Here is a 25,917-nt window from a genome sequence, read left to right as displayed (position 1 = left end):
ACACCTACCAAACTGTTGACTCGAATTGCTGCTAATATTTTTAACGTTCAATAAAACTTTTTAAGAGCGTATTTTTAGCCGCAATTTGATCTATTTTCATGAGAACAAGCAAAAACAACCGGAAAAGAAACAGTTCCAACTCCTTCTTCTCTAGTTGTTTTTTTACACTAACGATTTTTCCGACTTAGTTGATAAGAGTACATCACAGGGATAAAAACAATGGTGAGGATGACAATCCCCATTACATAAGGGACAGCGAACTGCAGGCCAGCTTCAAGTAGAAGGATCAATCCTCCAATCACCCACAGTTTTCCTGCCAAGCGATGGGTTTTGTACCAATTTTCTTCGCTCTGTAAGGTCCAAGGGAGGCGGATTCCAACCGTATGATTCACTTTTAGCTTAGGCATATAATTGCCCATTATGACAAAGATGAGCCCTAGTAAAGCAGAAACAAAAATAGAAGGATTGGTCGTAGAGCCTAGCGCCTTACTATAGATGAGATAGGAGATACTTAAGGAGACGATTGGAGTCAACCAGTAGATCACTTTTCCCATTTTCTCATTCATAGTTTGATTCTTAGGATCGCGTGCAGTCACGAAAATCACAAATAGATGCACCAAGAGAAGGAAAAGAGGAAGACCAAAAACGACCAGTGGTTTTGATTGAAAGTTATCGGCCTGATCAACAACATTAAAGTGAATGGGGATTTGGTTAGGTAATTGTGACCAAATCATTACCCCCAAAAGTATGGGGAAAAGGATCACAATAGAAGTTAATAGTAATAGTTTTTTATTCATTTTCATCAGTAGAATCTCCTTTCAAATCAACGAGCCAGACCATTAAATCCTCCAAGACAGAAGTATTGAGTTCATAGTAGATAAAATTTTTCTCTTTTTCCTCTCGAATCAAATCAGCCTGCTTGAGGATGCTTAAATGATGGGAAATGGTCGCTCCTGCTACATCAAAGTGGCCAGCGATATCACCAGCAGATAATTTCCCTTCTTTTAGCAACTCCAAAATACTTCTTCTTATCGGATTTGATAAAGCTTTAAATGTTTGCGCAAAATTCATTCTTTATCTCCTTCAATCTATTTAGATATCTTTCGAAATAGATTATATAACTTCACTATCATTTTGTCAACTCTATTTAGAAAAAAATCTAAATAGCTCTAAATCTAATTTCCTTACGATCTGCTAGGCAGATGCTGTTTCCAGTAGGAATGTCGTTTTAGAAGACAAGAAAACCTCTAGCCATTAGCTAGAGGTTGCGATTTCGTCAGGTTTATTGATTTGAAAGTTTACGTTTCAATAAGATAGCACCTGATAGAACAACTGCTCCTAGGACAATGAATCCAGTAGCTGCGACGTCACCTGTACTTGGGAGAACTTTCTTACGACCTTTACCTTTGCCATCACCGGGACCTTCAGTTGTTGAAGATGACGGAGTTGGAGGTGGAGTAGGAGTAGTCGTTGAAGTTGTAGTCGGTTCTTCGCTTGTAGTCGTTGTAGTGGTTGTTTCACCTGTTGTGGTTGTAGTGGTTGTAGCTTCTTTGGTTGTGGTCGTAGTTGAAGTTGTAGTCGGTTCTTCAGTTGTAGTCGTAGTTGAAGATGTAGTCGGCTCTTCAGTCGTCGTAGTCGTTGTAGTCGTAGTCGTGGTCGTAGTAGTGGTTGTGGTTGTTTCTTCCTTCGGATTGACGATTGTCTTGGTTACTGAGTGATCGGCTCCGAAATCTTCAGCATTGACTTCTGTATCCGCAGATTTGATGCTGTACCCTGCCGGTGCTTCTGTTTCAGTTAAGATATATTTATCTTTTAACAAGGCGTTGACTGTAATGTTCCCGTTTTCGTCGGTTACATACTCACCGATGACTTGGTTGTTTGCCTGGCGTACGACCTTAAATTTTGCTCCTTGGAGGGGTTGGTTGGCATCATCTACTTTGTGGATATTGATGGTAAATACATAACCGACGCCAGAGCCACCAGCGATTTGCACAGCTGCAGCATTGGTTACTTGTTTCACCTCTGTATTTTTACCTTTTAAGATCGCATCGTTTTTTAGGAGTTCACCATCTACAGGCTCGTAGTTGAGCTTAACATCATAAGCAATACGGTATTGGTCGTTTTCAGTGATGTCGCCTAAGTCAATTACAAAGGATTGACCGTCTTCACTGATAGTCACCTTGTGTTGGTCAGTGACATCTGTTCGGTTGCTAAATTGCCACTCACCTTCAACAAAGGCAAAGGTCCCTTTCAGCACCTTGATGCTACCTGGTACATAAGAAGCGTTAGTAAATTTCATATGGTCTTCGATGGTAACGCTATTAATATTTTCTTTGGTTCGGTTGACAGAAATGGTATAAGATACCGTTTTGTGATCTTCGGAATTGACCCAGCTCGTCTTTGTCAAGACTTTGGGATTCCCGTCTCCAACTCCTTTGAAGGTCACCTTTCCGCCGATTTTTAGTTCGTTGTTAATGGTGATTTCAATCGGGATTTCTCCTTTTTCAGGGTGCTTCTTGAAATCAATCCGTGCATAGAAGAAGAAGGAGCCGTTTGTGTCAGAGTGTTTTTCAACATAATCTGTGTAGGTGAGGGAAATCGATTTTTTTGCAGCATCTACGGTTGCATGAGCGATGATCTCGTTGGTATTAACATCTCGAATCTCGAAGTTATCCGAAGTAATCATTAAAGCATCTGGAACCGTCACGACCGTAGTATCCCCTGCCTTGACATTTTTTCCGGCCAAATCGTAGGTGGCATTAATTCGGAAAGTTGCCCATTGTTCTAACTCCCAAGTGAGATCTCCGCCCTCGTTATTGGTGACGTTGACACTGGTAATCGTGTCCGCAAATTTTCCTGTTATCGAGACGGTTGGTGTTTCAGCAGATGATTTATTCAAACCTAAAGTGAATAGGGTGGCTAGTAGACAAAGAACGAATGGAAAAATCCAAAATTTCTTTTTATCCATAATTTTCTTCCTTTTTCATAAAATGGGTGTTTAATAAACAATCCTACTCTTAGTTCAAATAAGACTATCAGTAGGTTTCCAAAAGATGGAGTCGATATTAAACTACACGGTGTTGCGACAGGTTACTAGGTTGTTCGTTACGAAGTTGTTAAGAATAAAGCCCTCCCTTTGTTAAAAAAATCACAAGATTATCTTCTTAGGTAAATTGTAGCACAAAAAGCACCTTATTTCAACAGTATAACTTTGATTGTTAAAATAAAAATGAGTATAAAATAGATGGGTTAATTAGCTGAAAGGAGACAATCTTTAGAACGGCTGGCAAACAGCTCTTTTCGAAGCGGTAACTATTGATTTTTCTCTAAAAAAGGGTATAATCAAAATCAAACTATTTAAAGGGAGTCTCTATGAAGAAGAGTTTTATTCACCAGCAAGAAGAAATTTCATTCGTAAAAACTACGTTTACCCAGTATTTGAAAGACAAGCTAGAAGTTGTCGAAGTCCAAGGACCTATCTTGAGTAAGGTGGGAGACGGGATGCAGGATAACCTATCTGGAGTGGAAAACCCTGTCTCTGTAAAGGTCTTGCAAATTCCCAACGAGACCTATGAAGTGGTTCATTCCCTTGCGAAATGGAAACGCCATACCTTAGCGCGGTTTGGATTCGGGGAAGGGGAAGGTCTCTTTGTCCATATGAAGGCCCTTCGTCCGGATGAAGATTCCTTGGATGCGACCCACTCAGTTTATGTCGACCAATGGGACTGGGAGAAGGTTATTCCAAATGGTAACCGCAACCTCGCTTACTTGAAAGAAACAGTTGAAAAGATCTACAAGGCCATTCGTTTGACGGAGTTGGCTGTTGAAGCTCGCTATGATATTGAGTCTATCTTACCTAAACAAATCACCTTTATCCATACAGAAGAGTTGGTAGAGCGTTACCCTGAACTGACACCAAAAGAACGGGAAAATGCCATCACCAAAGAATATGGAGCAGTCTTTTTGATTGGGATTGGTGGCGTCTTGTCAGATGGCAAACCACACGATGGACGGGCGCCGGACTATGACGACTGGACAACGGAGACCGAAAATGGCTACAAGGGCTTAAATGGGGATATCCTTGTTTGGAATGATAACCTTGGTGCGGCTTTCGAATTGTCTTCTATGGGGATCCGGGTTGATGAGGACACCCTCAAACGCCAGGTTGCTATTACAGGAGATCAAGATCGTTTGGAACTGGAGTGGCATCGTGCGCTTTTGAATGGCCTGTTTCCACTAACTATCGGAGGCGGGATTGGTCAATCGCGGATGGCTATGTTCTTGCTTCGTAAGAAACATATCGGAGAAGTCCAAACCAGCGTCTGGCCACAGGAAGTTCGCGAACAATATGAAAATATCTTATAAGATAGTTGCAAGTAAAGCAACGAAAGAAATAGAGCCTTGCATTTGATGCGGGCTCTATTTTTATGGGACTGGAGAAGCTAGGTTTTTCTCTTCCTAATGGGCTTGTGGGATGATTTTATCGCTTGAGCACTGTCACGAACTAGAAATTATGATAGAATAAATAGTACAAAGCAAGCAAAGGAGTGGTGTCTATGAAATTACAAAAACCAAAAGGAACCCAAGATATCCTGCCACAGGAGTCCGCTAAGTGGCAATATGTAGAAGGATTTGCTCGCGAAACCTTTAAAAAATACAATTATGCTGAGATCCGTACACCGATATTTGAGCATTACGAGGTAATTAGTCGTTCTGTTGGGGATACAACGGATATCGTGACCAAGGAGATGTACGACTTCTATGATAAGGGAGATCGTCACATTACTTTGCGTCCAGAAGGGACAGCACCGGTGGTCCGCTCCTATGTTGAAAATAAACTATTTGCACCAGAGGTTCAAAAGCCAAGCAAGGTCTATTATATCGGTCCCATGTTCCGCTATGAGCGCCCTCAAGCTGGCCGTTTGCGTCAATTCCACCAGATTGGAGTAGAGTGTTTTGGATCTAGCAATCCTGCAACGGATGTCGAGACAATTGCCATGGCTGACCAATTCTTCAAAGAGATTGGCATTGAAAATGTCGTCCTCCACTTGAATACCCTTGGTAGCACAGCCAGTCGGACGGCTTATCGTCAAGCTTTGATCGACTACCTCCTTCCGATGAAGGACCAACTTTCAAAGGATAGCCAACGCCGTTTAGAGGAAAATCCGCTCCGCGTTTTGGATTCAAAAGAAAAAGAAGATAAACAAGCGGTTGAGAATGCTCCATCTATCCTAGACTACTTGGACGAAGAAAGCCAGGCACACTTTGATGCCGTGCGGGCTATGCTAGATGGACTAGGAATTGACTATGTCATCGATACCAATATGGTTCGTGGCCTAGACTACTACAACCACACCATTTTCGAATTCGTGACAGAAGTAGATGGAAATGAATTGACCGTTTGTGCGGGAGGTCGTTACGATGGCTTGGTAGAATATTTTGGTGGACCAGCCACTCCAGGATTCGGTTTCGGGATGGGACTTGAACGTCTGTTGTTGGTTCTTGATAAACAAGGAGTTGAACTTCCTGTAGAGGCATCGTTAGATGTCTATGTAGCTGTCCTGGGTTCAGAAGCAGAAGTGGCCAGCTTGGAATTGGTTCAGGCTCTTCGTCGTCAAGGCTTTATCGCAGAACGTGATTACCTAGGACGTAAGTTGAAGGCTCAGTTCAAGTCAGCTGACGTCTTTGGGGCAAAAACCATCATTGCCTTAGGTGGTAGCGAGGTTGAAAGTGGCCAAATCACCGTCAAAAATAACCAGACTCGTCAGGAAGTGACCACTTCCATCGAAGAAGTAAAAAACGATTTTCAGACTATCTTGAATCAACTTTAAAAAGAAAAGACGGATGCCGAGAAGGTATCGGTCTCAGATTGAAGAAAAAGAATTCTTAGAATCTTTCCTTAGGTTCAAAACTCCCGAATGCTTGAGACACCACTGTTTCAAGCATTTTTCTCACGGCGGAAAGTTTCAGAGATTCTTAGATGACTCAAAGTAATAGGAGTCATTTTTTTGAACAATTATCTAGCTATTTTAAGTGAAAAAAAGTCTGTCTTTTTGTGTGTCATCTATTTTCTCTTTGTGGAGAAAGCTGACAGCTGGGTCCATTTTTGATATACTAGTAGGGCATGCATGTGCCCTTTAGCACTTGCAATTCTAGTAAAGGAAAAAACAAGGTATGAGTGAAAAAGAAAAAGAATCGCATAAACTTGGCTTAAGTGTCGGGTCCAATTTTCAAGATACTCAAGAGCTACGAAAGGTATTGGAGCAATCGATTAGCCGGGAAGAAGAAGTTTTGACTGCTAGTCAACCGGTGGAATCAGATCAGAACCAGGAAGAGAGACAGGTTAATGGAGAAGGGGTCGAAACAGAAGCTTCGACCGAAACTCTAAGTCGTTTATCACGATCTGGTCATAGTCGTAAAGAGAAGCTTGAAGCGAGGTCAAGAGACCAAGAGGATGTAGAAGAGTCGTTAGAAAACCAAGAAGATGAAAAGCCCTTGGGGCGCTATGCCATTAAGCGACCAGTTCCCTTGTCACTACCAATTGCTTTAAGTGTCCTACTTGGGATGGTCCATGTAGCTCTTCCTTTTATCAACTTAGTTGCGACTAACCAACAAACCCAGGACTTATATGCCGGTTGGGCGATTTCTCAAGGTCAAGTTCCTTATGGTCATTTCTTTGGGGTCAATGGTTTGCTCTACTATGGGCTCAGTGGTTTAGGAAGTTTGGTAGGAGGTCAAGTTCTCTTGGTGGCCTTCCAGATTTTAGCCTACTTTTTTGCTGGGACGAGCCTGTATCGGATGGTCAGAAGCTTGGTTGCAAGTGAAAAAATTGCAGGACAAGTTCAGCTACTCTTCTACCTTCTTGCTGGAGTGCTTGGCTTTGGTGGGAACTATGCTGTCTTTTATGCCCTTCCCTTCTTGTTTGGCTCTATGAATTTCATCCTTGCTTATCTAGAAGGTGAGAAAACGGACGAATCCTTTGTCGCCTATGGTGCAGGAGCCTGTTTGGCCTTTATGATTGTGCCATGGCTGAGTGTGATTTTTTATCTGCTTGCTTTTCTCGGATTGACAGCCTATCATGTGAAGCAAAAGAAATTAGCCCACGGCTTCTATCAATTCCTTGCTGCCCTCTTGGGATTCTCTCTTGTTTTCTATCCCTTGGGCTACATTACTGTGTGGAACGGCTCATTTGGGTATGCGATCCATCAGACCTTGTATAGTCTCCGCTCCCTCCAGTTTGATGCCGGGCATCTATTTGCCAACCTAGTTTATTACTGTTTATTGCTGTTGACGCTTGGTTTCGCTTCAGCTTTCGTCATGTCCTTCCGAAAAGTGTCGACAAGTGGTCAACGTGTGATTCGGTTTATGAGTTGGTTCGGTCTTCTGCTAGTTGTTGCAGTTGTGGTTGGGACACCAGAGCAAGGGGCCTATCAGTTCCTTAGCCTGTTACCTTTTGGTCTCCCCTTGTTAGCCCTTTGGTTTGCCGGGGATGAGTCTACTTACCAGCGCCGGAAGATGAAGAATAATTCTATCTGGGACCTTTATTTCTCCAGTCAAGCCTTCCTACCGATTTTGGCAATGGCTTATTTAGTGGGCTATCCAGTTGTGAATCAATTGGTTCTCCAAAGCAATCTAGCTAGTGACCGAAGTGCAATCGCTCAGTATATCAAGAGTCATAGCGATTCTAAAGATACGATCTATGCTTGGGATCAGACGGCTCATCTCTATCAAGAAAGTGGCCGTTTAGCAGCTTCAGCCCTCCTAACCCCAACTGCCTATATGGGGCCGAAGGAAAATCGAACCAATCTAATCAATCAGATTAAGCAAGCTAAGCCGAAGTTTATTGTGGTCAATAAAGACCTAGATGTAACGTCTGCTCTGCAAAAAGTTCTAACCAAAAATTACGAAAAAGTGAACCAGAAGGGTTCGCAGTACACCTTGTACCGATATAAATAGACTATCAATATCTTGTGGTTTTGAAATGAAATAACATTTTTTGCCACAAGATATTGATTTTTTATTTTTGAGTGATATAATATGGGGTGAATTCTATTTGTATTAAAAAGAAAGTGGGCGAGAGTATGATAACGTTACGAGAAGAGCATATCCAAAGTCTCCCCCAACTCTTTGTGGAAAAGAGAGATGGGCGGAAGGTCAAGTTTGATGTCGATAAAATTTACCGTGCTTTGGTCAAGGCGACAGAAGAAGTGACAGGCCTCACTCCGGCCCTGGAAGCGAAATTAGAAACCGTAACAGACCGGATCGTGGCTGAAGTTTTGGAACGCTTCCCTCGTGGCGTGAAAATTTACGAGATTCAAAATGTCGTCGAGCACGAGTTATTACAAGCCAATGAGTATGCGATTGCTGAGAGCTATATTACTTATCGGACCCAGCGGGATTTTGAGCGCTCAAAAGCGACGGATATCAATTTTACCATCGGCAAACTCCTCAATAAGGACCAAGCAGTGGTGAATGAAAACGCCAATAAGGACAGCGATGTTTTCAACACCCAGCGTGATCTGACTGCGGGGATTGTCGGAAAATCTATTGGTCTCAAAATGTTACCCAAGCACGTGGCCAATGCCCACCAAAAAGGGGATATCCACTACCATGATTTGGATTATAGCCCTTATACTCCAATGACTAACTGTTGCTTGATCGATTTTGAAGGTATGTTAAAGAATGGCTTTAAGATTGGGAATGCAGAAGTAGAAAGTCCTAAATCCATCCAAACTGCAACGGCTCAAATCTCGCAAATTATTGCCAATGTGGCCTCTAGCCAGTATGGTGGTTGCTCGGCAGACCGGATCGATGAAGTTTTGGCCCCTTATGCAGAAAAGAATTATAAGAAGCACTTGAAGGATGCTGAGGAGTGGGTTCTCCCTGAAAAACGCGAGGACTATGCTTGGCAAAAAACGAAAAAAGATATCTATGATGCCATGCAATCGCTGGAATACGAGATCAATACCCTCTTTACCTCCAATGGACAAACTCCCTTCACCTCGCTAGGCTTCGGTCTCGGAACCAATCGTTTCGAACGGGAAATTCAAAAGGCCATTCTGGAAATTCGAATTAAGGGACTCGGTTCAGAACACCGGACCGCTATTTTTCCGAAGTTGATTTTCACCTTGAAGAGAGGCCTCAACTTAGAGCCGGGGAGTCCCAATTATGACATCAAACAGTTGGCCTTGGAATGTGCAACCAAACGCATGTATCCGGATGTCCTCTCATATGATAAGATTGTCGAATTGACGGGCTCCTTCAAGGTACCCATGGGCTGTCGTTCTTTCCTTCAAGGGTGGAAGGATGAAAATGGTGTCGAAGTCAATTCTGGCCGGATGAATCTGGGAGTTGTGACGGTTAATTTGCCCCGGATTGCCTTGGAATCTGGCGGAGACAAGGAAAAGTTCTGGGAAATCTTTAATGAGCGGATGAACATCGCGGAAGATGCTTTGGTCTATCGGGTAGAGCGGACCAAGGAAGCAACCCCAGCTAATGCACCGATTCTTTATCAATATGGCGCTTTTGGGAAACGCTTGGGCAAATACGACCAGGTAGACCAACTTTTCCGCAACCGTAGAGCGACGATTTCACTCGGCTATATTGGATTGTATGAAGTGGCGACGGTCTTTTATGGGCCTAATTGGGAAGAAAATCCAGAAGCCAAACAATTTACAATCGAGATTATTAAGGATATGAAGAAACGGGTCGAAGAATGGTCCGATCAGTATGACTACCACTTCTCCATCTATTCGACACCGTCAGAAAGCTTGACAGACCGCTTCTGTCGCTTGGACACGGAGAAATTTGGGAAGGTTCCGGATATCACAGACAAGGAATATTACACCAATAGTTTCCACTACGATGTCCGCAAGAACCCAACCCCGTTTGAGAAATTGGACTTTGAAAAAGTCTATCCAGAAGCTGGAGCGACGGGTGGCTTTATCCACTATTGTGAGTACCCAGTTCTCCAACAAAATCCAAAAGCCCTTGAAGCGGTTTGGGATTATGCCTATGACAGGGTCGGTTATCTCGGAACCAATACGCCAATCGACCGTTGCTACAAGTGTGATTTCGAAGGGGACTTCGCGCCAACCGAACGTGGTTTTACTTGCCCAAACTGTGGCAATAGTGACCCCAAGACAGTGGATGTCGTCAAACGGACCTGTGGCTATCTAGGAAATCCTCAAGCTCGCCCCATGGTCAATGGCCGCCATAAGGAAATCGCTGCGCGGGTTAAACACATGAACGGGTCTACTATCAAATCAGCTGGACACCAAGTGAAAGATTAGAAAAGGAAGATTATGGGAAAATACCAATTAGACGATAAGGGCAAGGCTCAGGTACAACGATTCCACGAAAAACATTCGACAGGCGGAATCAATAAAAAAGACCGGGTAGCCAGCCTGAGAGAGCAATTTTTAAAGAAAGCTAAGAAAAAATAAAAGTGAGAGTTTGCTCTCGCTTTTCTCGTATGGGGAGGTAAAGATGGAATTACGCAGACCAACTCTAGCAGATAAAGAAACTGTATTAGACATGATGACAGAGTTTGAAGAGACCCAATCAGCCCATGACGGTGGATTTTGGGATGCTGAAGCTTTTGTTTATGAAGACTGGTTGAAAAGCAACCGTGATATGGAAATGGGGCTAGGGATCCCTGATGGTTGGGTGCCTGCTGTTCAGTTAGTCGCTTTTGCTAGAGACGGTCAAGCGGTTGGCTTTCTCAACCTCCGATTGCGTCTGAGTGACTATCTCCTAGAGGAGGGTGGGCATATTGGTTATTCCATCCGTCCCTCTGAACAGGGCAAGGGCTATGCCAAGGAAGCTCTCCGTCAAGGTCTTCAAGTAGCTAAGGAGAAGAACATCCATCTTGCTCTGGTGACCTGCAGTATTGACAATCCGGCTAGTCGAGCTGTTATCTTAGCTAACGGTGGCCAGTTGGAGGATGTTCGAAATGGAACGGAGCGTTATTGGATAGAGGTGGAGTAGAAGGATGACATGGAATACACCAAAACCAGGCGAATGGAAAAGCGAGGAACTGAGTCAAGGTCGGATTATCGATTACAAGGCCTTTAACTTTGTCGATGGCGAAGGCGTGCGCAACTCCATTTATGTGGCAGGATGCATGTTTCACTGCGAGGGCTGTTACAATGTAGCCACCTGGTCTTTCAATGCAGGAATTCCCTACACCAAAGAGTTGGAAGAGCAGATCATGGAGGATTTGGCCCAACCCTATGTTCAGGGCTTGACCCTGCTTGGGGGTGAACCTTTTCTCAACACTGGCATCCTGCTGCCCTTGGTCAAGCGGGTGAAAAGAGAACTCCCTGACAAAGATATCTGGTCTTGGACCGGTTACACCTGGGAAGAAATGATGCTGGAGACACCGGACAAACTGGAGCTACTTTCTCTGATTGATATTCTGGTGGATGGTCGCTATGATAAGAGCAAGCGCAACCTGATGTTGCAGTTCCGAGGCTCTTCTAACCAGCGGATCATCGATGTCCAACAGTCCCTCAAAGAAGGAAAAGTCGTCATCTGGGACAAGCTCAATGATGGCAAGGAATCCTATGAACAAGTGAAAAGAGAGTAGCGAGAGTCGGGGGGCAGATAAATCGATGAAGAGAGGTTTTCGTTGATTTTCAGTTTGCAAGAAGGGAGCTCTTTTTCAGACAATTTCATTCTCACTGATAAAATTCAGAAGAATTCATGGTATAATGGAATAGATTGTACAAAAGCTAGAACAGTCTAGCCCGTACAGTGAAGGAACAGAATGAGGAAATTTACATGACATTAGTTTATCAATCAACGCGTGATGCGAAAAATACTGTTACAGCCAGCCAGGCGATTTTGCAAGGTTTGGCTACTGATGGTGGCTTGTTCACTCCAGTGAGCTATCCAAAGGTGGACTTGGACTTTGACATATTAAAAGACGCTTCTTACCAAGAAGTTGCGAAACTGGTCTTGTCAGCCTTCTTGGATGACTTTACAGCAGAAGAGTTAGACTACTGTATCACCAATGCCTATGACAGCAAGTTTGATACACCAGCTATTGCCCCTCTTGTTAAGCTGGATGGCCAGTACAACTTGGAATTGTTCCACGGTTCAACCATCGCCTTTAAAGATATGGCCTTGTCTATCTTGCCATACTTTATGACAACTGCTGCCAAGAAGCACGGCTTGGAAAACAAGATTGTCATCTTGACAGCGACATCTGGAGATACTGGAAAAGCTGCTATGGCAGGTTTTGCGGATGTTCCAGGTACTGAGATTATCGTCTTTTATCCAAAGGACGGTGTCAGCAAGGTACAAGAGTTGCAAATGACCACACAAACTGGGGACAATACCCATGTGATCGCTATTGATGGAAACTTTGACGATGCCCAGACCAATGTGAAACACATGTTCAATGATGTAGCCCTTCGTGAGAAATTGGCAGCTAACAAGCTTCAGTTCTCATCAGCTAACTCTATGAATATCGGTCGTTTGGTCCCACAGATTGTCTATTATGTTTATGCCTACGCTCAGCTTGTTAAAACTGGTGAGATTAAGGCTGGTGACAAGGTTAACTTCACCGTACCGACAGGAAACTTCGGTAATATCTTGGCTGCCTTTTATGCTAAACAAATCGGCCTACCAGTTGGCAAGTTGATCTGTGCTTCAAATGATAACAATGTCTTGACAGACTTCTTTAAAACTCGTGTCTATGACAAGAAGCGTGAGTTTAAGGTAACTACCAGCCCATCTATGGATATCTTAGTCTCTTCAAACTTGGAGCGCTTGATTTTCCATCTTTTGGGGAATGATGCAGTTAAGACAGCTGAACTTATGAGTGCCTTGAACACCCAAGGTCAGTATGAGTTGACTGATTTTGATGCAGAAATTTTTGATCTCTTTGCAGCTGAATATGCGACTGAAGCAGAAACAGCTGCAGAAATCAAACGTGTTTACGAATCAGATTCTTATATTGAGGATCCTCATACAGCAGTTGCCTCAGCCGTATTTAAAAAATACCAAGAAGCGACAGGCGATGCGGCTAAGACCGTGATTGCATCAACTGCTAGTCCGTACAAGTTCCCAGTAGTTGCAGTAGAAGCTGTAACTGGAAAATCAGGACTTAGCGACTTTGAAGCCTTGGCACAGTTGCATGAGATTTCAGGTGTTGCCTTGCCACCAGCAGTGGATGGTCTTGAAACAGCTCCAGTTCGTCACAAGACAACGGTTGCAGCAGCAGAGATGCAGTCTGCAGTAGAAACTTATCTAGGACTTTAAAAGAGAGGAAGTAAACTCGGTTGGGAAACTAACTGAGTTTCTTTTCATCAGGAGGAAAGTGTGTCTCGTCAACAACAAGTAGATCGACAAGTTTTAAGGATTGCCCTTCCAGCCATCGGAGAAAATTTTCTCCAAATGCTCATGGGGATGGTAGATAGCTACTTGGTCGCTCAGTTGGGTTTAGTAGCCGTATCGGGTGTATCCGTTGCAGGTAATATCATCACGATTTACCAAGCTATTTTTATCGCCCTTGGAGCAGCGGTCGTGAGCCTCTTGTCCAAAAGTATGGGGCAAAAAGATCAGAAGGCCATAGCTCATCAAGCTACTGAATCTATCAAAGTAACAGTCTTATTAAGTCTTGTTTTAGGGGCTTTATCCCTCTGCTTTGGCAAGGAATTGATTGCCCTCTTGGGGGTTGAAACAGCGGTTGCAGCAGCTGGGGGCCTCTATCTAGCCCTAGTTGGAGGGAGCATCCTGTTTTTGGGCCTCATGACAACTTTTGGAGCCCTAGTCCGTGTGGCCCACAACCCGCGGACACCTATGTATGTCAGTTTGTTGACCAATGTGCTGAATGCTTTGTTATCTGGCATCTTGATGTTTGTTTTTAGGCTGGGCATCACTGGGGCTGCCTTAGGAACGGTTCTCTCTCGCCTGTTAGGGAGCTACTTGCTCTGGCGTCAAGTTCAACTTCCCTTGGCTCCTTTTCGTTGGGGCTTGGATCGAGACTTGCTCTCCCTTGCCTTGCCTGCTGCTGGTGAACGCCTCATGATGCGAGCAGGGGATATTGTTATTATTGCCATGGTGGCTGTTTTTGGGACCAGAGCGGTAGCTGGGAATGCCATTGGGGAAGTCTTAACCCAGTTCAACTATATGCCGGCTTTTGGGATTGCGACAGCGACAGTCATGTTGGTCGCCAAAAGTTTGGGACAGAATGATTGGCAAGGTATCAAGCAAATCACCAATCGCAGTTTCTGGCTCTCCTTTCTCTCCATGTTTCCTCTCGCCCTGACTATCTTCTTATTTGGAAGTCCTTTAACAGCCCTTTACACCATGGATCCAGGGGCCCTTGCTGCCTCCTTGTCTGTCATTTTGTTTTCCTTACTCGGGACACCTTTGACAGCTGGGACCGTCATCTATACGGCAGTTTGGCAAGGTCTGGGGAATGCCCGCCTTCCTTTTTATGCAACCACGATCGGTATGTGGGTGATACGGATTGGCTCTGGTTATCTGATGGGGGTTGTCCTTGGATGGGGCTTACCAGGTATTTGGGCAGGTACCCTCTTGGACAATGGATTTCGCTGGTTTTTCTTAAAAACACTCTATCATCGAAAATGGAAGGAATAAGACCTATGACACGAGCTTTTATTTGGGATTTGGATGGGACGCTTTTAGACTCTTATGAAGCTATTTTGGATGGAATTGCTGAAACTTATGCCCATTACTCTATAGACTTTGACCGGGAAGCGGTCTATGCCTTTATTCTCAATCAGTCTGTCCAAGCTCTTCTTGAAGAAGTGGCTAGAGAACATGACTTGGATGCAGAAGAGATGAATCGCTATCGCGCTTCTAGTCTGCGTGAGAAAAATGCCCAGGTCCATCTAATGCCAGGAGCTAGAGACATTTTAGCTTGGGCGAAAGAGGAAGGGATTGTTCAATTCGTCTATACCCACAAGGGGAAGAACGCCTACCCAATTCTGGAAGATTTAGGGATTCTATCCTATTTCCAAGAGGTCGTTACAACAGACAATGGCTTTAGGAGAAAGCCAGATCCAGAAGGAGTCGATTACCTAGTGGACAAGTACCAGCTGGATCGGAATGAAACGTATTATATTGGTGATCGAACCTTGGATGTTGATTTGGCAGACAATGCAGGAATCGGGAGTATTAATTTTTTGGATTACAAACCGGATGTGAATCATACGATTCATCGTTTGGATGAGATTCGTCTCTATTTTAAACAAGAAAAAAGTTAACTTATTTAACAAAGCAAGACATCTTTGTTGCTGAAATAGCGCTATGAAAAGAATCCGTAAACAATTTGTTTTGAAAATGAAACAATTCCTTAAGAAATCTTTAAGATAAATCCGATATAATAAAACCATAAACAAAGACCTCCTAACTTTGTTTATGAAATCCTAAAACTTTTCTTTTTCATAATAATCTCCCTAAAAGGCCACCAAATCCGGTGGTCTTTTACTTTGTTCTTATTAGGAAGAGATAATTTCGTTTGAGGGGAGCAAATTTCTTGCCTCGACTTTTTTTAAATGATATACTTGACAAGTCAATTATTGATAAATCAACAAATAGATCGGAGAGAAGGAATGGCAGAAATGCATGATTTGCTTTATCGGTTGAAGCTAGCTGATCAGTCTTCGACCCAATTATTTGAAAAGCAATTGGGAATTAGTCTGACCCGTTATCAGATGCTTCAGTTCTTATTAGCAGAAGCTCCGTGTAGCCAAGCGGCCCTTCAGGAGAAACTAGCGATTGACCCTGCAGCCTTAACCCGCCACTTCAAGGTCTTAGAGGCTGGGGGCTATGTTACTCGTAGTCGCAATCCAGAAAATCAACGAGAGGTTGTGGTGGAACTGAAGGAGCTTGCCAGAGATCGGTTGTTGGTCCATCCTCCAGCGCATCATCTACAGGTAAAAACCCAGATGGATCAGATTCTCTCTGAACAAGAGCGGAATCAGTTGAATGACTTACTCGAAAAGTTGGTATCTGGCCTCGAACAAATGACACTTTAAAAGGAGAATGATATGTCTGTTTTAACCATTGTTTTTGCAAGCTTTGCTGCTTTCGAACATTTTTATATTTTTTATCTAGAGAGTGTGGCAACCCACTCGGCATCGACTAGCCGTGTCTTTAATATGGATTAGGAAGAATTGACTCGTCCATCTGTGACGGTCCTCTTCAAAAACCAAGGCATTTATAATGCTCTGATTGGTGTCTTTCTCCTCTATGGCCTCTTTATAGCTAAAAATAGTGAAATTGTCGCGATCTTTCTGTTCTTTATTATTGGTGTAGCAGCTTATGGTGCTGTGACTTCTAATAAAAAAATTATCTTGACTCAGGGTGGGCCAGCGATAGTCGCCTTAGCCAGCTTTCTTCTGCTTGGTTAACTGTCAACTTTTTCGGAAGTGAGAGAGTTTTTTCATTCCTTCTCTTGGGTCTACGATGATAAAGACTTCATCTTCAGCTACCGGTCTGCAGGAAACACCAACCACGCCTTCCGCACTCAACTTTTAGTTTTCTTGAAGCTTTCTATAAGAAATCGTTTAGGTTTCTCTTGTATACTGTACTCATCCAATAAGAAATGAGGTACAGAAAATGAAAATCTCAGTAAATTATCCAAAACGTTTTAAGAAAATGCCACAACAAGGTTCTTGTTACGGTGAGTAGACGCTTCTCCTCATTTTTCATAAGAAACTCCTAAAGAAGACTCTACCCGAAAGGGTAGAGTTTTTATGTACCAGAGACCTTGTGATTCGTGGTATAATAGGCCTATGGAAAAAAAGAATAAATTACTACTCATCGACGGCTCTTCCGTCGCTTTTCGTGCCTTTTTCGCACTTTATAATCAAATCGATCGCTTTAAAAATGCCAATGGGTTGCATACCAATGCGGTCTATGGCTTTAATCTCATGTTGAGCCATCTCTTGGAGCGCATCCAACCAACCCATGTTCTCGTCGCCTTTGATGCAGGAAAGACCACCTTCCGGACGGAGATGTATGCCGACTACAAGGGCGGGCGGGCAAAGACACCAGATGAATTCCGCGAGCAGTTCCCTTTCATTCGCGAGCAATTAGACCATCTGGGAATTCGCCATTATGAGCTGGCCCAGTATGAAGCGGATGACATTATTGGAACGCTAGATAAGATGGCAGAAGCTACCTCGGTACCCTTTGAAGTCACTATTGTCTCTGGGGACAAGGACTTGATCCAGCTAACGGATGACAATACGGTCGTTGAAATCTCTAAAAAAGGAGTGGCAGAGTTTGAAGAATTCACTCCAGCCTATCTGAAAGAAAAGATGGGATTGACACCAGAGCAATTTATCGACCTCAAGGCCTTGATGGGAGATAAGTCGGATAATATCCCAGGTGTTACCAAGATTGGAGAAAAGACCGGGATCAAACTACTCCTAGAGTACGGGTCTCTTGATGGCATTTACGAGCATATTGACGAGATGAAGCCTTCTAAAATGAAGGAAAATCTCATCAACGACAAGGAGCAGGCTTACCTGTCCAAGACCCTTGCGACCATCGATACCAATGCACCTATTGAGATTGGCCTGGACGATATCACCTATACAGGTCCCCATCTTGAAAATCTGGCTAAGTTTTATGAGGAGATGGGCTTCAAGCAACTTCGTCAGGCCTTGGATTTAGGCGGAGAAGAAGCTGCTCCCGTAGCCATTAACTACACGGAGGTGGAGCAGGTCACCTCGGATATGCTCACAGAAGATAGTTTCTTCCATTTTGAGATCTTTGGAGACAATTACCATACAGAACCCATCATTGGTTTTGCATGGGGGACAAAAGGTCAGCTCTACGCTAGCACAGACAGTAGTCTTTTACAAACACCAATTTTTAAAGAATTTCTTGAAAAAACGCCTCTTAAGGTCTATGACTTCAAGCGGGCCAAGGTCTTGCTCAGCCACTTGGGCATTACCCTGCAAAAGCCGGCTTTTGATAGTCGGTTGGCCAAGTATCTCTTATCGACCGTAGAGGACAATGAAATTTCAACGATTGCGAGCCTCTATAGCCAGATTGCGCTACCGATCGACGAAGTTGTTTATGGCAAGGGGGCCAAAAAAGCCATTCCAGAAAAGGCGGTCTTATTAGAGCATTTGGCACGAAAAGTCGCTGTTCTACTAGATACGGAAGAGCCCATGATGGAGCAGTTGCAAGCCCATGACCAACTAGATTTGCTCTATGATATGGAGCAACCACTAGCAGCTGTTTTGGCCAAGATGGAAATCGCGGGGATCAAGGTAGAACGCCAAACCCTCCAAAACATGCAGGTGGAAAACGAAGCAGTCTTGGAGCGCTTGACCCAAGAAATCTACGAGTTAGCAGGAGAAGAGTTCAATATCAATTCTCCAAAACAATTGGGGGTCATCCTCTTTGAAAAATTAGAACTCCCTCTTGAATATACCAAAAAGACCAAAACTGGTTATTCGACTGCTGTTGATGTCTTGGAACGCCTGGCTCCAATTGCACCGATTGTGTCTAAGATTCTCGAATACCGCCAGATTGCTAAGATTCAGTCGACCTATGTCATCGGGCTTCAAGACTGGATTTTGGAAGATGGGAAAATCCACACCCGCTATGTACAGGATTTGACGCAGACAGGCCGTTTGTCTAGTGTGGATCCCAACCTGCAAAACATCCCTGTCCGTTTGGAACAAGGTCGTCTTATTCGTAAGGCTTTTGTTCCAGAAGACGAAAACAGTGTCTTGCTCAGCTCGGACTATTCACAAATCGAATTGCGCGTCTTGGCCCATATTTCAGGAGATGAGCATTTGATTGATGCCTTTCAGCATGGGGCAGATATCCATACATCAACCGCTATGCGGGTCTTCAATATTGAAAAACCAGAAGATGTGACAGCAAATGACCGTCGCAATGCCAAGGCAGTAAACTTTGGCGTGGTTTATGGAATTTCCGATTTTGGACTGTCTAACAACCTAGGGATCAGTCGAAAAGAAGCTAAAGCTTACATTGAGACCTACTTTGAACGCTATCCTGGCATCAAGGATTATATGGAAAGAGTGGTGCGGGAAGCGCGTGATAAGGGCTATGTAGAAACCCTCTTCAAGCGTCGTCGGGAAATTCCAGATATCAACTCTCGCAACTTCAATATTCGAGGATTTGCGGAAAGGACAGCCATCAACTCACCAATCCAAGGATCGGCAGCAGACATCTTGAAAATTGCTATGATCCACTTGGATGAAGCGCTAGAAGCAGGGGCCTACAAGACCAAGATGCTTCTTCAGGTCCACGATGAAATCGTTCTGCAAGTACCAAGTAATGAACTTGCAGCGATCAAAGAACTCGTCAAAGAGACCATGGAATCCGCTATTGAGCTTGCGGTACCACTGGAAGCCGATGAGAATGCAGGCAAAACATGGTATGAGGCCAAATAAGATTGAGGTTGGAAAAGCACGTCTAGTGCTATCCAAATTGTTATAGCAAGAAATAGATAAAAAGGAGATTCATATGGCTTATTCTTTTCGCAATCCTAGTGATGGCGTTATCAAACATTACCTAGAAACCAGCAAGATTATCGCCGTAGTCGGACTATCTGACCGTGAGGATACGACCAGCCATCGTGTCAGCAAGGAGATGCAAGAGCGGGGCTATCGGATTATTCCCATCAATCCTCGTGCTGCAGGAGGCCAGATCCTTGGAGAAACGGTGTATGCTAGCTTGCAGGAAATTCCTTTCCCAGTAGATATTGTAGATATATACCGTCGCAGTGAATTTTTACCAGATGTTGCGCGTGATTTTATTGAGACGGATGCCAAGATCTTCTGGGCCCAATTGGAGCTGGAAAATCAAGAAGCAGAAGAAATCCTTCGTGGAGCTGGACGAGAAGATATTGTCATGAACCGCTGTATCAAACGTGAGCATACTCGTTTGGTCTTGGGAGAAGAATAGTCTTTGATTCATCTCAGAACCTCGTCTATTTCATCCAGTGATGAAGATGACACAAGGGGTAAAATAAATGAGGAATGATTTCCTTTTAGAGAATAAAGAACCCACCTAGTGCTTTGGAGAATGGCTCCAATCGAAGGTGGGTTCTCTTGTTTTCTTTGTTAATCGAGTGGGTTAGACTTAGGTAGATCCGGCGCCTTTTGCTGAAAGCGACTGTCCGCCTGCATCCGTTTTTGAAGGAGGGTATGGTAAAAGACAATTTGGCAACTGGTTGCATAAGGTTTGACATAAAAATTAGCAATTCCCAAAGTGAAAAAAGATAGAAGTTGCCAACCGATCAGACTCAAATCAAGAACAAGGCGGTGGCTCTTAAAACCTTTCATCTCTTCCTTGCTTTGACGGAGGATAGACATGGGACCGTCATAGGTTCCTGTCATCAGTCGACTATACAGGATCAACTCGACCAAACTATACTGATAATAAAAAGGGAGGAAGAGCAGGAGGCCAACCAGAGCCATTAAGAGCCCAGTTGTCATTGTTGGCGCTAACTTGAGAATCGCTTGAACTTCTGGAGTATCCGCTCTAAGGGGAGAGGTAGAGGAGAGGGATTCATTGATAGTGAGAACTTGATAGCTGACCACTGTTAAGAGGAGCTGACTCCCATAGAGGAGACTCCCCCACAAAGATAGGATAACTTGCTTAATGAATAGCGTCAAAAATGCTGGTGTAAAATATTGGCTCTGAAAGATGGTGAAGAGAGCAAAGTTCTTTTCTCCCTTGCTAGAGGCAGACATTAAAAAGCGAAAGGTGGCTCCTAAATAGAGGAAAGAAAGGATAAATCCAATGATGGCAGGGAAAATCTGTCGGCTTAGAAGAAAGAGCATCCCTTCTCTGAGTTCCATGTGAGCAAGTGTTTCAGTGATGTCTGTCCCTGTCAAAATGTAACTTGCAAGAATTGTCAGGAAAGTTGGCAAGGCGAAGTAGGAGAAGACCATAGGGTGTTGCAATTGCAGTTGCCGGGCTTGAGCGCGAACCAATTTGATATTCATAATGTCCTCTTTCATGGTAGTAGTACCCTTTATTATAACACAAGTCCGTGACAGAGCTGGTAAAATTTGGTACAATCGTACAGGTGCTCACAGGAGAACCTGTGACAGGAATAAGAAGGCTGGGACTGTCTTTCCCAGTACGGAGGTAACCATGACAGATTCACCGATTCAATATCGCTTGATCAAAAAAGAAAAGCATACAGGTGCCCGCTTGGGAGAAATTATTACCCCTCACGGGACCTTTCCAACCCCAATGTTTATGCCTGTAGGGACTCAGGCAACCGTTAAGACCCAATCGCCAGAAGAGCTCAAGGAAATGGGTTCAGGAATTATCTTGGCCAACACCTACCATCTCTGGCTTCGTCCAGGGGATGACTTGGTCGCAAAAGCAGGAGGGCTGCATCAATTCATGAACTGGGACCAGCCAATTTTGACAGACAGTGGAGGTTTCCAGGTTTATTCACTAGCGGATACCCGCAATATTACTGAAGAAGGGGTAACCTTTAAAAACCACCTCAACGGCTCGAAAATGTTCCTCTCTCCAGAAAAGGCCATCTCCATCCAAAATAATCTAGGGAGTGACATCATGATGTCCTTTGATGAATGTCCTCAGTTCTATCAACCCTATGATTATGTGAAAAAATCAATCGAACGGACCAGCCGTTGGGCAGAGCGTGGTCTTAAGGCTCACCGTCGCCCTCACGATCAAGGACTTTTCGGGATTGTACAAGGGGCTGGCTTTGAAGATTTGCGCCGTCAGTCTGCCCGTGATCTGGTCAGCATGGACTTCCCAGGATATTCTATCGGTGGGTTAGCTGTTGGAGAAAGCCATGAAGAAATGAATGCGGTGCTTGATTTTACAACTCCCCTCTTGCCGGAGAACAAGCCTCGCTACCTCATGGGAGTGGGAGCTCCAGACAGTCTAATCGATGGGGTAATTCGTGGAGTGGATATGTTTGACTGTGTCTTGCCAACGCGGATTGCGCGAAATGGTACCTGCATGACCAGTCAAGGACGCCTGGTGGTGAAAAATGCGCAATTTGCTGAAGACTTTACGCCGCTAGATCACGAATGTGATTGCTACACTTGTAAGAATTACACCCGGGCCTATCTCCGCCACCTCCTCAAGGCGGATGAGACCTTTGGAATCCGCTTGACTAGCTACCACAATCTCTATTTCTTGATCAACCTCATGAAGCAGGTCCGTCAAGCGATCATGGATGACAATCTCTTAGAGTTCCGTGAGCATTTCGTCGAAAAATATGGCTATAACAAATCAGGTCGGAATTTCTAGGAAGAGCTACATATAAAGAACAAAGGCTGGAGAAAAGACTACAGCCATCTGAGAATAATAGAAACAACTGCTAGACGCAGTGGTTGATTGCTATCCTTGGAGCTTATGAAGCTCCGAAGATAACCCAATCAACTGTGAGGGAGCGAGACAGAACAAATTTGGATATAAATTTGTTCCATCTTGCTCCTTTTTTCTATATAATAGCAACTTTTTTAGTACTCTATTTCTTTCGAAAACACTTTCATTAAAAAAACGAAAAAAATCTGTTCAAATCCCTTGCATTGAGCCTTTCATTGTGTTAAACTACTATGGTGCTGTGAAAAACAGCTATTAGCTTTGATGCAAGAGGTTGCGACACGCTCGGTTGCATTGCCACGCAACGCGCGTCGGTTTTCTTGTGGAGCTAGCCTATTATCTTAAATAGACGAAAAGGAGAAAAAGATGGCAAACAAAAAAATCCGCATCCGTTTGAAAGCGTACGAACACCGTACACTTGACACAGCGGCTGCAAAAATCGTAGAATCAGCTACTCGTACAGGTGCACAAGTTGCGGGTCCAATCCCACTTCCAACTGAGCGTAGCCTCTACACAATTATTCGTGCGACTCACAAATACAAAGATTCTCGCGAACAATTCGAAATGCGTACACACAAACGTTTGATCGATATCATCAACCCAACTCAAAAAACAGTTGACGCTTTGATGAAATTGGATCTTCCAAGTGGTGTAAACGTAGAAATCAAACTTTAATCTAAAGCTTGATACCTTGAGCATAAAAAACGCTCGTTAAAAACTTTTTGAATAAAAAACTATAGAAAAGGAACTATTTTCTCATGACAAAAGGAATCTTAGGGAAAAAAGTGGGAATGACTCAAATCTTCACTGAAGCTGGCGAATTGATCCCTGTAACAGTTATTGAAGCAACTCCAAACGTTGTTCTTCAAGTTAAAACTGTTGAAACAGATGGTTACAACGCTATCCAAGTTGGTTTCGATGACAAACGCGAAGTATTGAGCAACAAACCTGCTAAAGGACATGTAGCAAAAGCTAACACGGCTCCTAAGCGCTTCATTCGTGAATTCAAAAACGTTGAAGGCTTGGAAGTTGGTGCTGAAATCACAGTTGATACTTTCGAAGCTGGAGACATTGTTGATGTAACTGGTACTTCTAAAGGTAAAGGTTTCCAAGGTGTTATCAAACGCCACGGACAATCACGTGGACCTATGGCTCACGGTTCTCGTTACCACCGTCGTCCAGGTTCTATGGGACCTGTTGCACCTAACCGCGTATTCAAAGGTAAAAACCTTGCAGGACGTATGGGTGGCGACCGCGTAACTATTCAAAACCTTGAAGTTGTACAAGTTGTTCCAGAAAAGAACGTTATCCTTATTAAAGGTAACGTACCAGGTGCTAAGAAATCTCTTATCACTATCAAGTCAGCAGTTAAAGCTGGTAAATAATAAGGAAAGGGGAATACAGTCAAAATGGCAAATGTAACATTATTCGACCAAACTGGTAAACAAGCGGGCGAAGTTGTTCTTAACGATGCGATCTTTGGCATCGAACCAAACCAAGCAGTTGTATTTGATGTAATCATCAGCCAACGTGCTAGCCTTCGTCAAGGAACTCACGCAGTTAAAAACCGCTCTGCCGTTTCAGGTGGTGGACGCAAACCATGGCGTCAAAAAGGAACTGGACGTGCTCGTCAAGGTTCTATCCGGTCTCCACAATGGCGTGGTGGTGGAATCGTCTTCGGACCAACTCCACGTAGCTATGCGTACAAACTTCCTCAAAAAGTTCGTCGCCTTGCGCTTAAATCTGTTTACTCAGAAAAAGTTGCTGAAAACAAATTTGTAGCCGTTGATTCTCTTGAATTTACAGCTCCAAAAACTGCTGAATTTGCAAAAGTTCTTGCAGCTTTGAGCATCGATTCTAAAGTCCTTGTTATTCTTGAAGAAGGAAACGAATTCGCAGCTCTTTCAGCTCGTAACCTTCCAAACGTGAAAGTTGCGACTGCTACAACTGCAAGTGTTCTTGACATCGCAAATAGTGACAAACTTCTTGTTACTCAAGCAGCTATCTCTAAAATCGAGGAGGTTCTTGCATAATGAATTTGTATGATGTTATCAAAAAACCTGTTATCACTGAAAAGTCAATGGCTCAACTTGAAGCAGGCAAATATGTATTCGAAGTTGACACTCGCGCTCACAAACTTTTAATCAAACAAGCTGTTGAAGCTGCCTTTGAAGGTGTGAAAGTTGCGAATGTGAACACTGTAAACGTAAAACCTAAAGCAAAACGCGTTGGACGTTACACTGGTTTTACTTCAAAAACTAAAAAAGCTATCATCACGCTTGCAGCTGATTCAAAAGCAATCGAGTTGTTCGCTACTGAAGCTGAATAATCTAAGGAGGAAATATCGTGGGAATTCGTGTTTATAAACCAACAACAAACGGTCGCCGTAATATGACTTCTTTGGATTTCGCTGAAATCACAACAAGCACACCAGAGAAATCTTTGCTCGTTTCATTGAAGAGCAAAGCAGGTCGTAACAACAACGGACGTATCACAGTTCGTCACCAAGGTGGTGGACACAAACGTCATTACCGTTTGATCGACTTCAAACGTAACAAAGATAACGTTGAAGCAGTTGTAAAAACAATTGAGTACGATCCAAACCGTTCTGCAAACATCGCTTTGGTACACTACACTGATGGTGTGAAAGTTTACATCATCGCTCCAAAAGGTCTTGAAGTTGGTCAACGTATCGTTTCAGGTCCAGAAGCAGATATCAAAGTCGGAAACGCTCTTCCACTTGCTAACATCCCAGTTGGTACTTTGATCCACAACATCGAATTGAAACCAGGTCGTGGTGGAGAATTGGTACGTGCTGCTGGAGCTTCTGCTCAAGTATTGGGTGCTGAAGGTAAATATGTTCTTGTTCGTCTTCAATCAGGCGAAGTTCGTATGATCCTTGGTACTTGCCGTGCTACAGTTGGTGTTGTCGGAAATGAACAACATGGACTTGTAAACCTTGGTAAAGCTGGTCGTAGCCGTTGGAAAGGTATCCGTCCAACAGTTCGTGGTTCTGTAATGAACCCGAATGATCACCCACACGGTGGTGGTGAAGGTAAAGCACCAGTTGGTCGTAAAGCGCCATCTACTCCATGGGGCAAACCTGCTCTTGGTCTTAAAACTCGTAACAAGAAAGCGAAATCTGACAAACTTATCGTACGTCGTCGCGGTGAAAAATAATTTAGAACTAGTCGCTTAAGCGCTAGATGATCCGCCAGCTCGGTAGCGCTCCTTGTGAGCGCAAGCCGCTGTGGTACTATATTTAAAGGAGAAAATATTAAAATGGGACGCAGTCTTAAAAAAGGACCTTTCGTCGATGAGCATTTGATGAAAAAAGTTGAAGCTCAAGCTAACGATGAAAAGAAAAAAGTTATCAAAACTTGGTCACGTCGTTCAACGATCTTCCCAAGTTTCATTGGTTACACTATCGCAGTTTATGATGGACGTAAACACGTACCTGTTTACATCCAAGAAGACATGGTAGGTCACAAGCTTGGTGAATTTGCACCAACTCGTACTTACAAAGGTCACGCTGCAGATGACAAGAAGACACGTAGAAAATAAGGA

General features: G+C 43.7%; 24 protein-coding genes and 1 pseudogene. 21 read left to right on the top strand and 4 right to left on the bottom strand.

Annotated features, from left to right (window positions below; all coding sequences use genetic code 11):
• Positions 1 to 167: 167 nt before the first annotated feature.
• The 3 genes from DW930_RS07640 to DW930_RS07630 form a co-directional block, all read right to left on the bottom strand.
• Positions 168 to 803, bottom strand: coding sequence for an SdpI family protein (locus DW930_RS07640; protein WP_123159688.1), 636 nt, complete (start codon positions 801 to 803; stop codon positions 168 to 170).
• The gene (locus DW930_RS07635) at positions 790 to 1,071 is read right to left on the bottom strand and encodes an autorepressor SdpR family transcription factor (RefSeq protein ID WP_123159687.1); all 282 of its coding nucleotides are present in this window, start codon (positions 1,069 to 1,071) and stop codon (positions 790 to 792) included. Before DW930_RS07635 ends, DW930_RS07640 begins: the two co-directional genes overlap by 14 nt.
• Before the next feature lie 211 nt (positions 1,072 to 1,282).
• On the bottom strand, positions 1,283 to 2,968 hold the full coding sequence (locus tag DW930_RS07630; protein ID WP_123159686.1) for an LPXTG cell wall anchor domain-containing protein: 1,686 nt from the start codon (positions 2,966 to 2,968) through the stop codon (positions 1,283 to 1,285).
• Between the two features lie 404 nt (positions 2,969 to 3,372).
• Between DW930_RS07630 and asnA the strand changes: the two genes are divergently transcribed.
• From asnA to DW930_RS07555, 14 genes and pseudogenes are all read left to right on the top strand, one after another.
• The gene (asnA, locus tag DW930_RS07625; RefSeq protein ID WP_023024964.1) at positions 3,373 to 4,365 is read left to right on the top strand and encodes an aspartate--ammonia ligase; all 993 of its coding nucleotides are present in this window, start codon (positions 3,373 to 3,375) and stop codon (positions 4,363 to 4,365) included.
• A 191-nt stretch (positions 4,366 to 4,556) separates the two neighbouring features.
• On the top strand, positions 4,557 to 5,831 hold the full coding sequence (gene hisS, locus DW930_RS07620; protein WP_120701383.1) for a histidine--tRNA ligase: 1,275 nt from the start codon (positions 4,557 to 4,559) through the stop codon (positions 5,829 to 5,831).
• 343 nt (positions 5,832 to 6,174) lie between these two features.
• A complete protein-coding gene (locus DW930_RS07615; protein ID WP_123159685.1) occupies positions 6,175 to 7,956 on the top strand; it encodes an MFS transporter in 1,782 nt (593 codons plus the stop codon).
• A 125-nt stretch (positions 7,957 to 8,081) separates the two neighbouring features.
• Entirely contained in the window at positions 8,082 to 10,292 is a 2,211-nt protein-coding gene (gene nrdD, locus DW930_RS07610) for an anaerobic ribonucleoside-triphosphate reductase (protein ID WP_023024970.1), read from the top strand.
• Positions 10,293 to 10,304: 12 nt separating this feature from the next.
• Positions 10,305 to 10,445 carry a hypothetical protein gene (locus DW930_RS07605; protein ID WP_006595204.1) on the top strand — a complete coding sequence of 47 codons (141 nt, stop codon included), beginning with the start codon at positions 10,305 to 10,307 and terminating at the stop codon, positions 10,443 to 10,445.
• A 43-nt stretch (positions 10,446 to 10,488) separates the two neighbouring features.
• On the top strand, positions 10,489 to 10,989 hold the full coding sequence (locus DW930_RS07600; RefSeq protein ID WP_023024972.1) for a GNAT family N-acetyltransferase: 501 nt from the start codon (positions 10,489 to 10,491) through the stop codon (positions 10,987 to 10,989).
• A 4-nt stretch (positions 10,990 to 10,993) separates the two neighbouring features.
• Entirely contained in the window at positions 10,994 to 11,590 is a 597-nt protein-coding gene (gene nrdG / locus DW930_RS07595) for an anaerobic ribonucleoside-triphosphate reductase activating protein (RefSeq protein WP_023024974.1), read from the top strand.
• A 194-nt stretch (positions 11,591 to 11,784) separates the two neighbouring features.
• Positions 11,785 to 13,269 carry a threonine synthase gene (gene thrC / locus DW930_RS07590; RefSeq protein ID WP_023024976.1) on the top strand — a complete coding sequence of 495 codons (1,485 nt, stop codon included), beginning with the start codon at positions 11,785 to 11,787 and terminating at the stop codon, positions 13,267 to 13,269.
• A 60-nt stretch (positions 13,270 to 13,329) separates the two neighbouring features.
• Entirely contained in the window at positions 13,330 to 14,613 is a 1,284-nt protein-coding gene (locus DW930_RS07585) for an MATE family efflux transporter (protein ID WP_123159684.1), read from the top strand.
• Between the two features lie 5 nt (positions 14,614 to 14,618).
• On the top strand, positions 14,619 to 15,242 hold the full coding sequence (locus DW930_RS07580; protein WP_123159683.1) for an HAD-IA family hydrolase: 624 nt from the start codon (positions 14,619 to 14,621) through the stop codon (positions 15,240 to 15,242).
• A gap of 348 nt (positions 15,243 to 15,590) precedes the next feature.
• Complete coding sequence (locus tag DW930_RS07570) at positions 15,591 to 16,016, top strand: MarR family winged helix-turn-helix transcriptional regulator (protein ID WP_042507491.1); 426 nt, start codon at positions 15,591 to 15,593, stop codon at positions 16,014 to 16,016.
• A 12-nt stretch (positions 16,017 to 16,028) separates the two neighbouring features.
• A pseudogene (locus DW930_RS07565) lies at positions 16,029 to 16,391 on the top strand (DUF1304 domain-containing protein).
• A gap of 384 nt (positions 16,392 to 16,775) precedes the next feature.
• Complete coding sequence (gene polA / locus DW930_RS07560; protein WP_123159682.1) at positions 16,776 to 19,421, top strand: DNA polymerase I; 2,646 nt, start codon at positions 16,776 to 16,778, stop codon at positions 19,419 to 19,421.
• Between the two features lie 73 nt (positions 19,422 to 19,494).
• The gene (locus DW930_RS07555) at positions 19,495 to 19,935 is read left to right on the top strand and encodes a CoA-binding protein (protein WP_123159681.1); all 441 of its coding nucleotides are present in this window, start codon (positions 19,495 to 19,497) and stop codon (positions 19,933 to 19,935) included.
• Between the two features lie 158 nt (positions 19,936 to 20,093).
• On the opposite strand, the gene DW930_RS07550 is transcribed toward DW930_RS07555, so the two are convergent.
• Positions 20,094 to 20,981, bottom strand: coding sequence for a DUF975 family protein (locus DW930_RS07550; RefSeq protein ID WP_243634265.1), 888 nt, complete (start codon positions 20,979 to 20,981; stop codon positions 20,094 to 20,096).
• Positions 20,982 to 21,132: 151 nt separating this feature from the next.
• Between DW930_RS07550 and tgt the strand changes: the two genes are divergently transcribed.
• From tgt to rpsS, 7 genes are all read left to right on the top strand, one after another.
• A complete protein-coding gene (gene tgt / locus DW930_RS07545; RefSeq protein ID WP_023024993.1) occupies positions 21,133 to 22,275 on the top strand; it encodes a tRNA guanosine(34) transglycosylase Tgt in 1,143 nt (380 codons plus the stop codon).
• Between the two features lie 441 nt (positions 22,276 to 22,716).
• Positions 22,717 to 23,025 carry a 30S ribosomal protein S10 gene (gene rpsJ / locus DW930_RS07540; RefSeq protein WP_003009585.1) on the top strand — a complete coding sequence of 103 codons (309 nt, stop codon included), beginning with the start codon at positions 22,717 to 22,719 and terminating at the stop codon, positions 23,023 to 23,025.
• An 83-nt stretch (positions 23,026 to 23,108) separates the two neighbouring features.
• The gene (gene rplC, locus DW930_RS07535) at positions 23,109 to 23,735 is read left to right on the top strand and encodes a 50S ribosomal protein L3 (RefSeq protein ID WP_003010846.1); all 627 of its coding nucleotides are present in this window, start codon (positions 23,109 to 23,111) and stop codon (positions 23,733 to 23,735) included.
• A 24-nt stretch (positions 23,736 to 23,759) separates the two neighbouring features.
• On the top strand, positions 23,760 to 24,383 hold the full coding sequence (gene rplD, locus DW930_RS07530; protein WP_003009591.1) for a 50S ribosomal protein L4: 624 nt from the start codon (positions 23,760 to 23,762) through the stop codon (positions 24,381 to 24,383).
• Entirely contained in the window at positions 24,383 to 24,679 is a 297-nt protein-coding gene (locus DW930_RS07525; RefSeq protein WP_003009593.1) for a 50S ribosomal protein L23, read from the top strand. Before rplD ends, DW930_RS07525 begins: the two co-directional genes overlap by 1 nt.
• Positions 24,680 to 24,696: 17 nt before the next feature.
• The gene (gene rplB / locus DW930_RS07520; RefSeq protein ID WP_123159679.1) at positions 24,697 to 25,530 is read left to right on the top strand and encodes a 50S ribosomal protein L2; all 834 of its coding nucleotides are present in this window, start codon (positions 24,697 to 24,699) and stop codon (positions 25,528 to 25,530) included.
• Positions 25,531 to 25,632: 102 nt separating this feature from the next.
• Complete coding sequence (rpsS, locus tag DW930_RS07515) at positions 25,633 to 25,914, top strand: 30S ribosomal protein S19 (RefSeq protein WP_000533766.1); 282 nt, start codon at positions 25,633 to 25,635, stop codon at positions 25,912 to 25,914.
• The last annotated feature ends 3 nt before the right edge of the window (positions 25,915 to 25,917 follow it).

Origin of the sequence: Streptococcus sp. AM43-2AT (assembly GCF_003603405.1) — a bacterium.
Classification (GTDB): Bacteria; Bacillota; Bacilli; order Lactobacillales; family Streptococcaceae; genus Streptococcus; species Streptococcus ilei.
The sequence above is the reverse complement of the archived record's forward strand: the minus strand, read 5'-3'. Positions and strand labels throughout refer to the sequence as shown.

What these genes read in the sequence shown, in the direction of transcription:
- rpsJ (WP_003009585.1), top strand. Translation starts at nt 22,717, where the DNA reads ATGGCAAACAAAAAAATCCGCATCCGTTTGAAAGCGTACGAACACCGT.
- hisS (WP_120701383.1), top strand. Translation starts at nt 4,557, where the DNA reads ATGAAATTACAAAAACCAAAAGGAACCCAAGATATCCTGCCACAGGAG.
- polA (WP_123159682.1), top strand. Translation starts at nt 16,776, where the DNA reads ATGGAAAAAAAGAATAAATTACTACTCATCGACGGCTCTTCCGTCGCT.
- thrC (WP_023024976.1), top strand. Translation starts at nt 11,785, where the DNA reads ATGACATTAGTTTATCAATCAACGCGTGATGCGAAAAATACTGTTACA.
- DW930_RS07640 (WP_123159688.1), bottom strand. Translation starts at nt 803, where the DNA reads ATGAAAATGAATAAAAAACTATTACTATTAACTTCTATTGTGATCCTT.
- DW930_RS07600 (WP_023024972.1), top strand. Translation starts at nt 10,489, where the DNA reads ATGGAATTACGCAGACCAACTCTAGCAGATAAAGAAACTGTATTAGAC.
- DW930_RS07555 (WP_123159681.1), top strand. Translation starts at nt 19,495, where the DNA reads ATGGCTTATTCTTTTCGCAATCCTAGTGATGGCGTTATCAAACATTAC.
- nrdG (WP_023024974.1), top strand. Translation starts at nt 10,994, where the DNA reads ATGACATGGAATACACCAAAACCAGGCGAATGGAAAAGCGAGGAACTG.
- DW930_RS07635 (WP_123159687.1), bottom strand. Translation starts at nt 1,071, where the DNA reads ATGAATTTTGCGCAAACATTTAAAGCTTTATCAAATCCGATAAGAAGA.
- DW930_RS07630 (WP_123159686.1), bottom strand. Translation starts at nt 2,968, where the DNA reads ATGGATAAAAAGAAATTTTGGATTTTTCCATTCGTTCTTTGTCTACTA.
- rplD (WP_003009591.1), top strand. Translation starts at nt 23,760, where the DNA reads ATGGCAAATGTAACATTATTCGACCAAACTGGTAAACAAGCGGGCGAA.
- tgt (WP_023024993.1), top strand. Translation starts at nt 21,133, where the DNA reads ATGACAGATTCACCGATTCAATATCGCTTGATCAAAAAAGAAAAGCAT.
- DW930_RS07580 (WP_123159683.1), top strand. Translation starts at nt 14,619, where the DNA reads ATGACACGAGCTTTTATTTGGGATTTGGATGGGACGCTTTTAGACTCT.
- rplC (WP_003010846.1), top strand. Translation starts at nt 23,109, where the DNA reads ATGACAAAAGGAATCTTAGGGAAAAAAGTGGGAATGACTCAAATCTTC.
- asnA (WP_023024964.1), top strand. Translation starts at nt 3,373, where the DNA reads ATGAAGAAGAGTTTTATTCACCAGCAAGAAGAAATTTCATTCGTAAAA.
- DW930_RS07525 (WP_003009593.1), top strand. Translation starts at nt 24,383, where the DNA reads ATGAATTTGTATGATGTTATCAAAAAACCTGTTATCACTGAAAAGTCA.
- DW930_RS07570 (WP_042507491.1), top strand. Translation starts at nt 15,591, where the DNA reads ATGGCAGAAATGCATGATTTGCTTTATCGGTTGAAGCTAGCTGATCAG.
- rpsS (WP_000533766.1), top strand. Translation starts at nt 25,633, where the DNA reads ATGGGACGCAGTCTTAAAAAAGGACCTTTCGTCGATGAGCATTTGATG.
- DW930_RS07550 (WP_243634265.1), bottom strand. Translation starts at nt 20,981, where the DNA reads ATGAATATCAAATTGGTTCGCGCTCAAGCCCGGCAACTGCAATTGCAA.
- nrdD (WP_023024970.1), top strand. Translation starts at nt 8,082, where the DNA reads ATGATAACGTTACGAGAAGAGCATATCCAAAGTCTCCCCCAACTCTTT.
- DW930_RS07605 (WP_006595204.1), top strand. Translation starts at nt 10,305, where the DNA reads ATGGGAAAATACCAATTAGACGATAAGGGCAAGGCTCAGGTACAACGA.
- DW930_RS07615 (WP_123159685.1), top strand. Translation starts at nt 6,175, where the DNA reads ATGAGTGAAAAAGAAAAAGAATCGCATAAACTTGGCTTAAGTGTCGGG.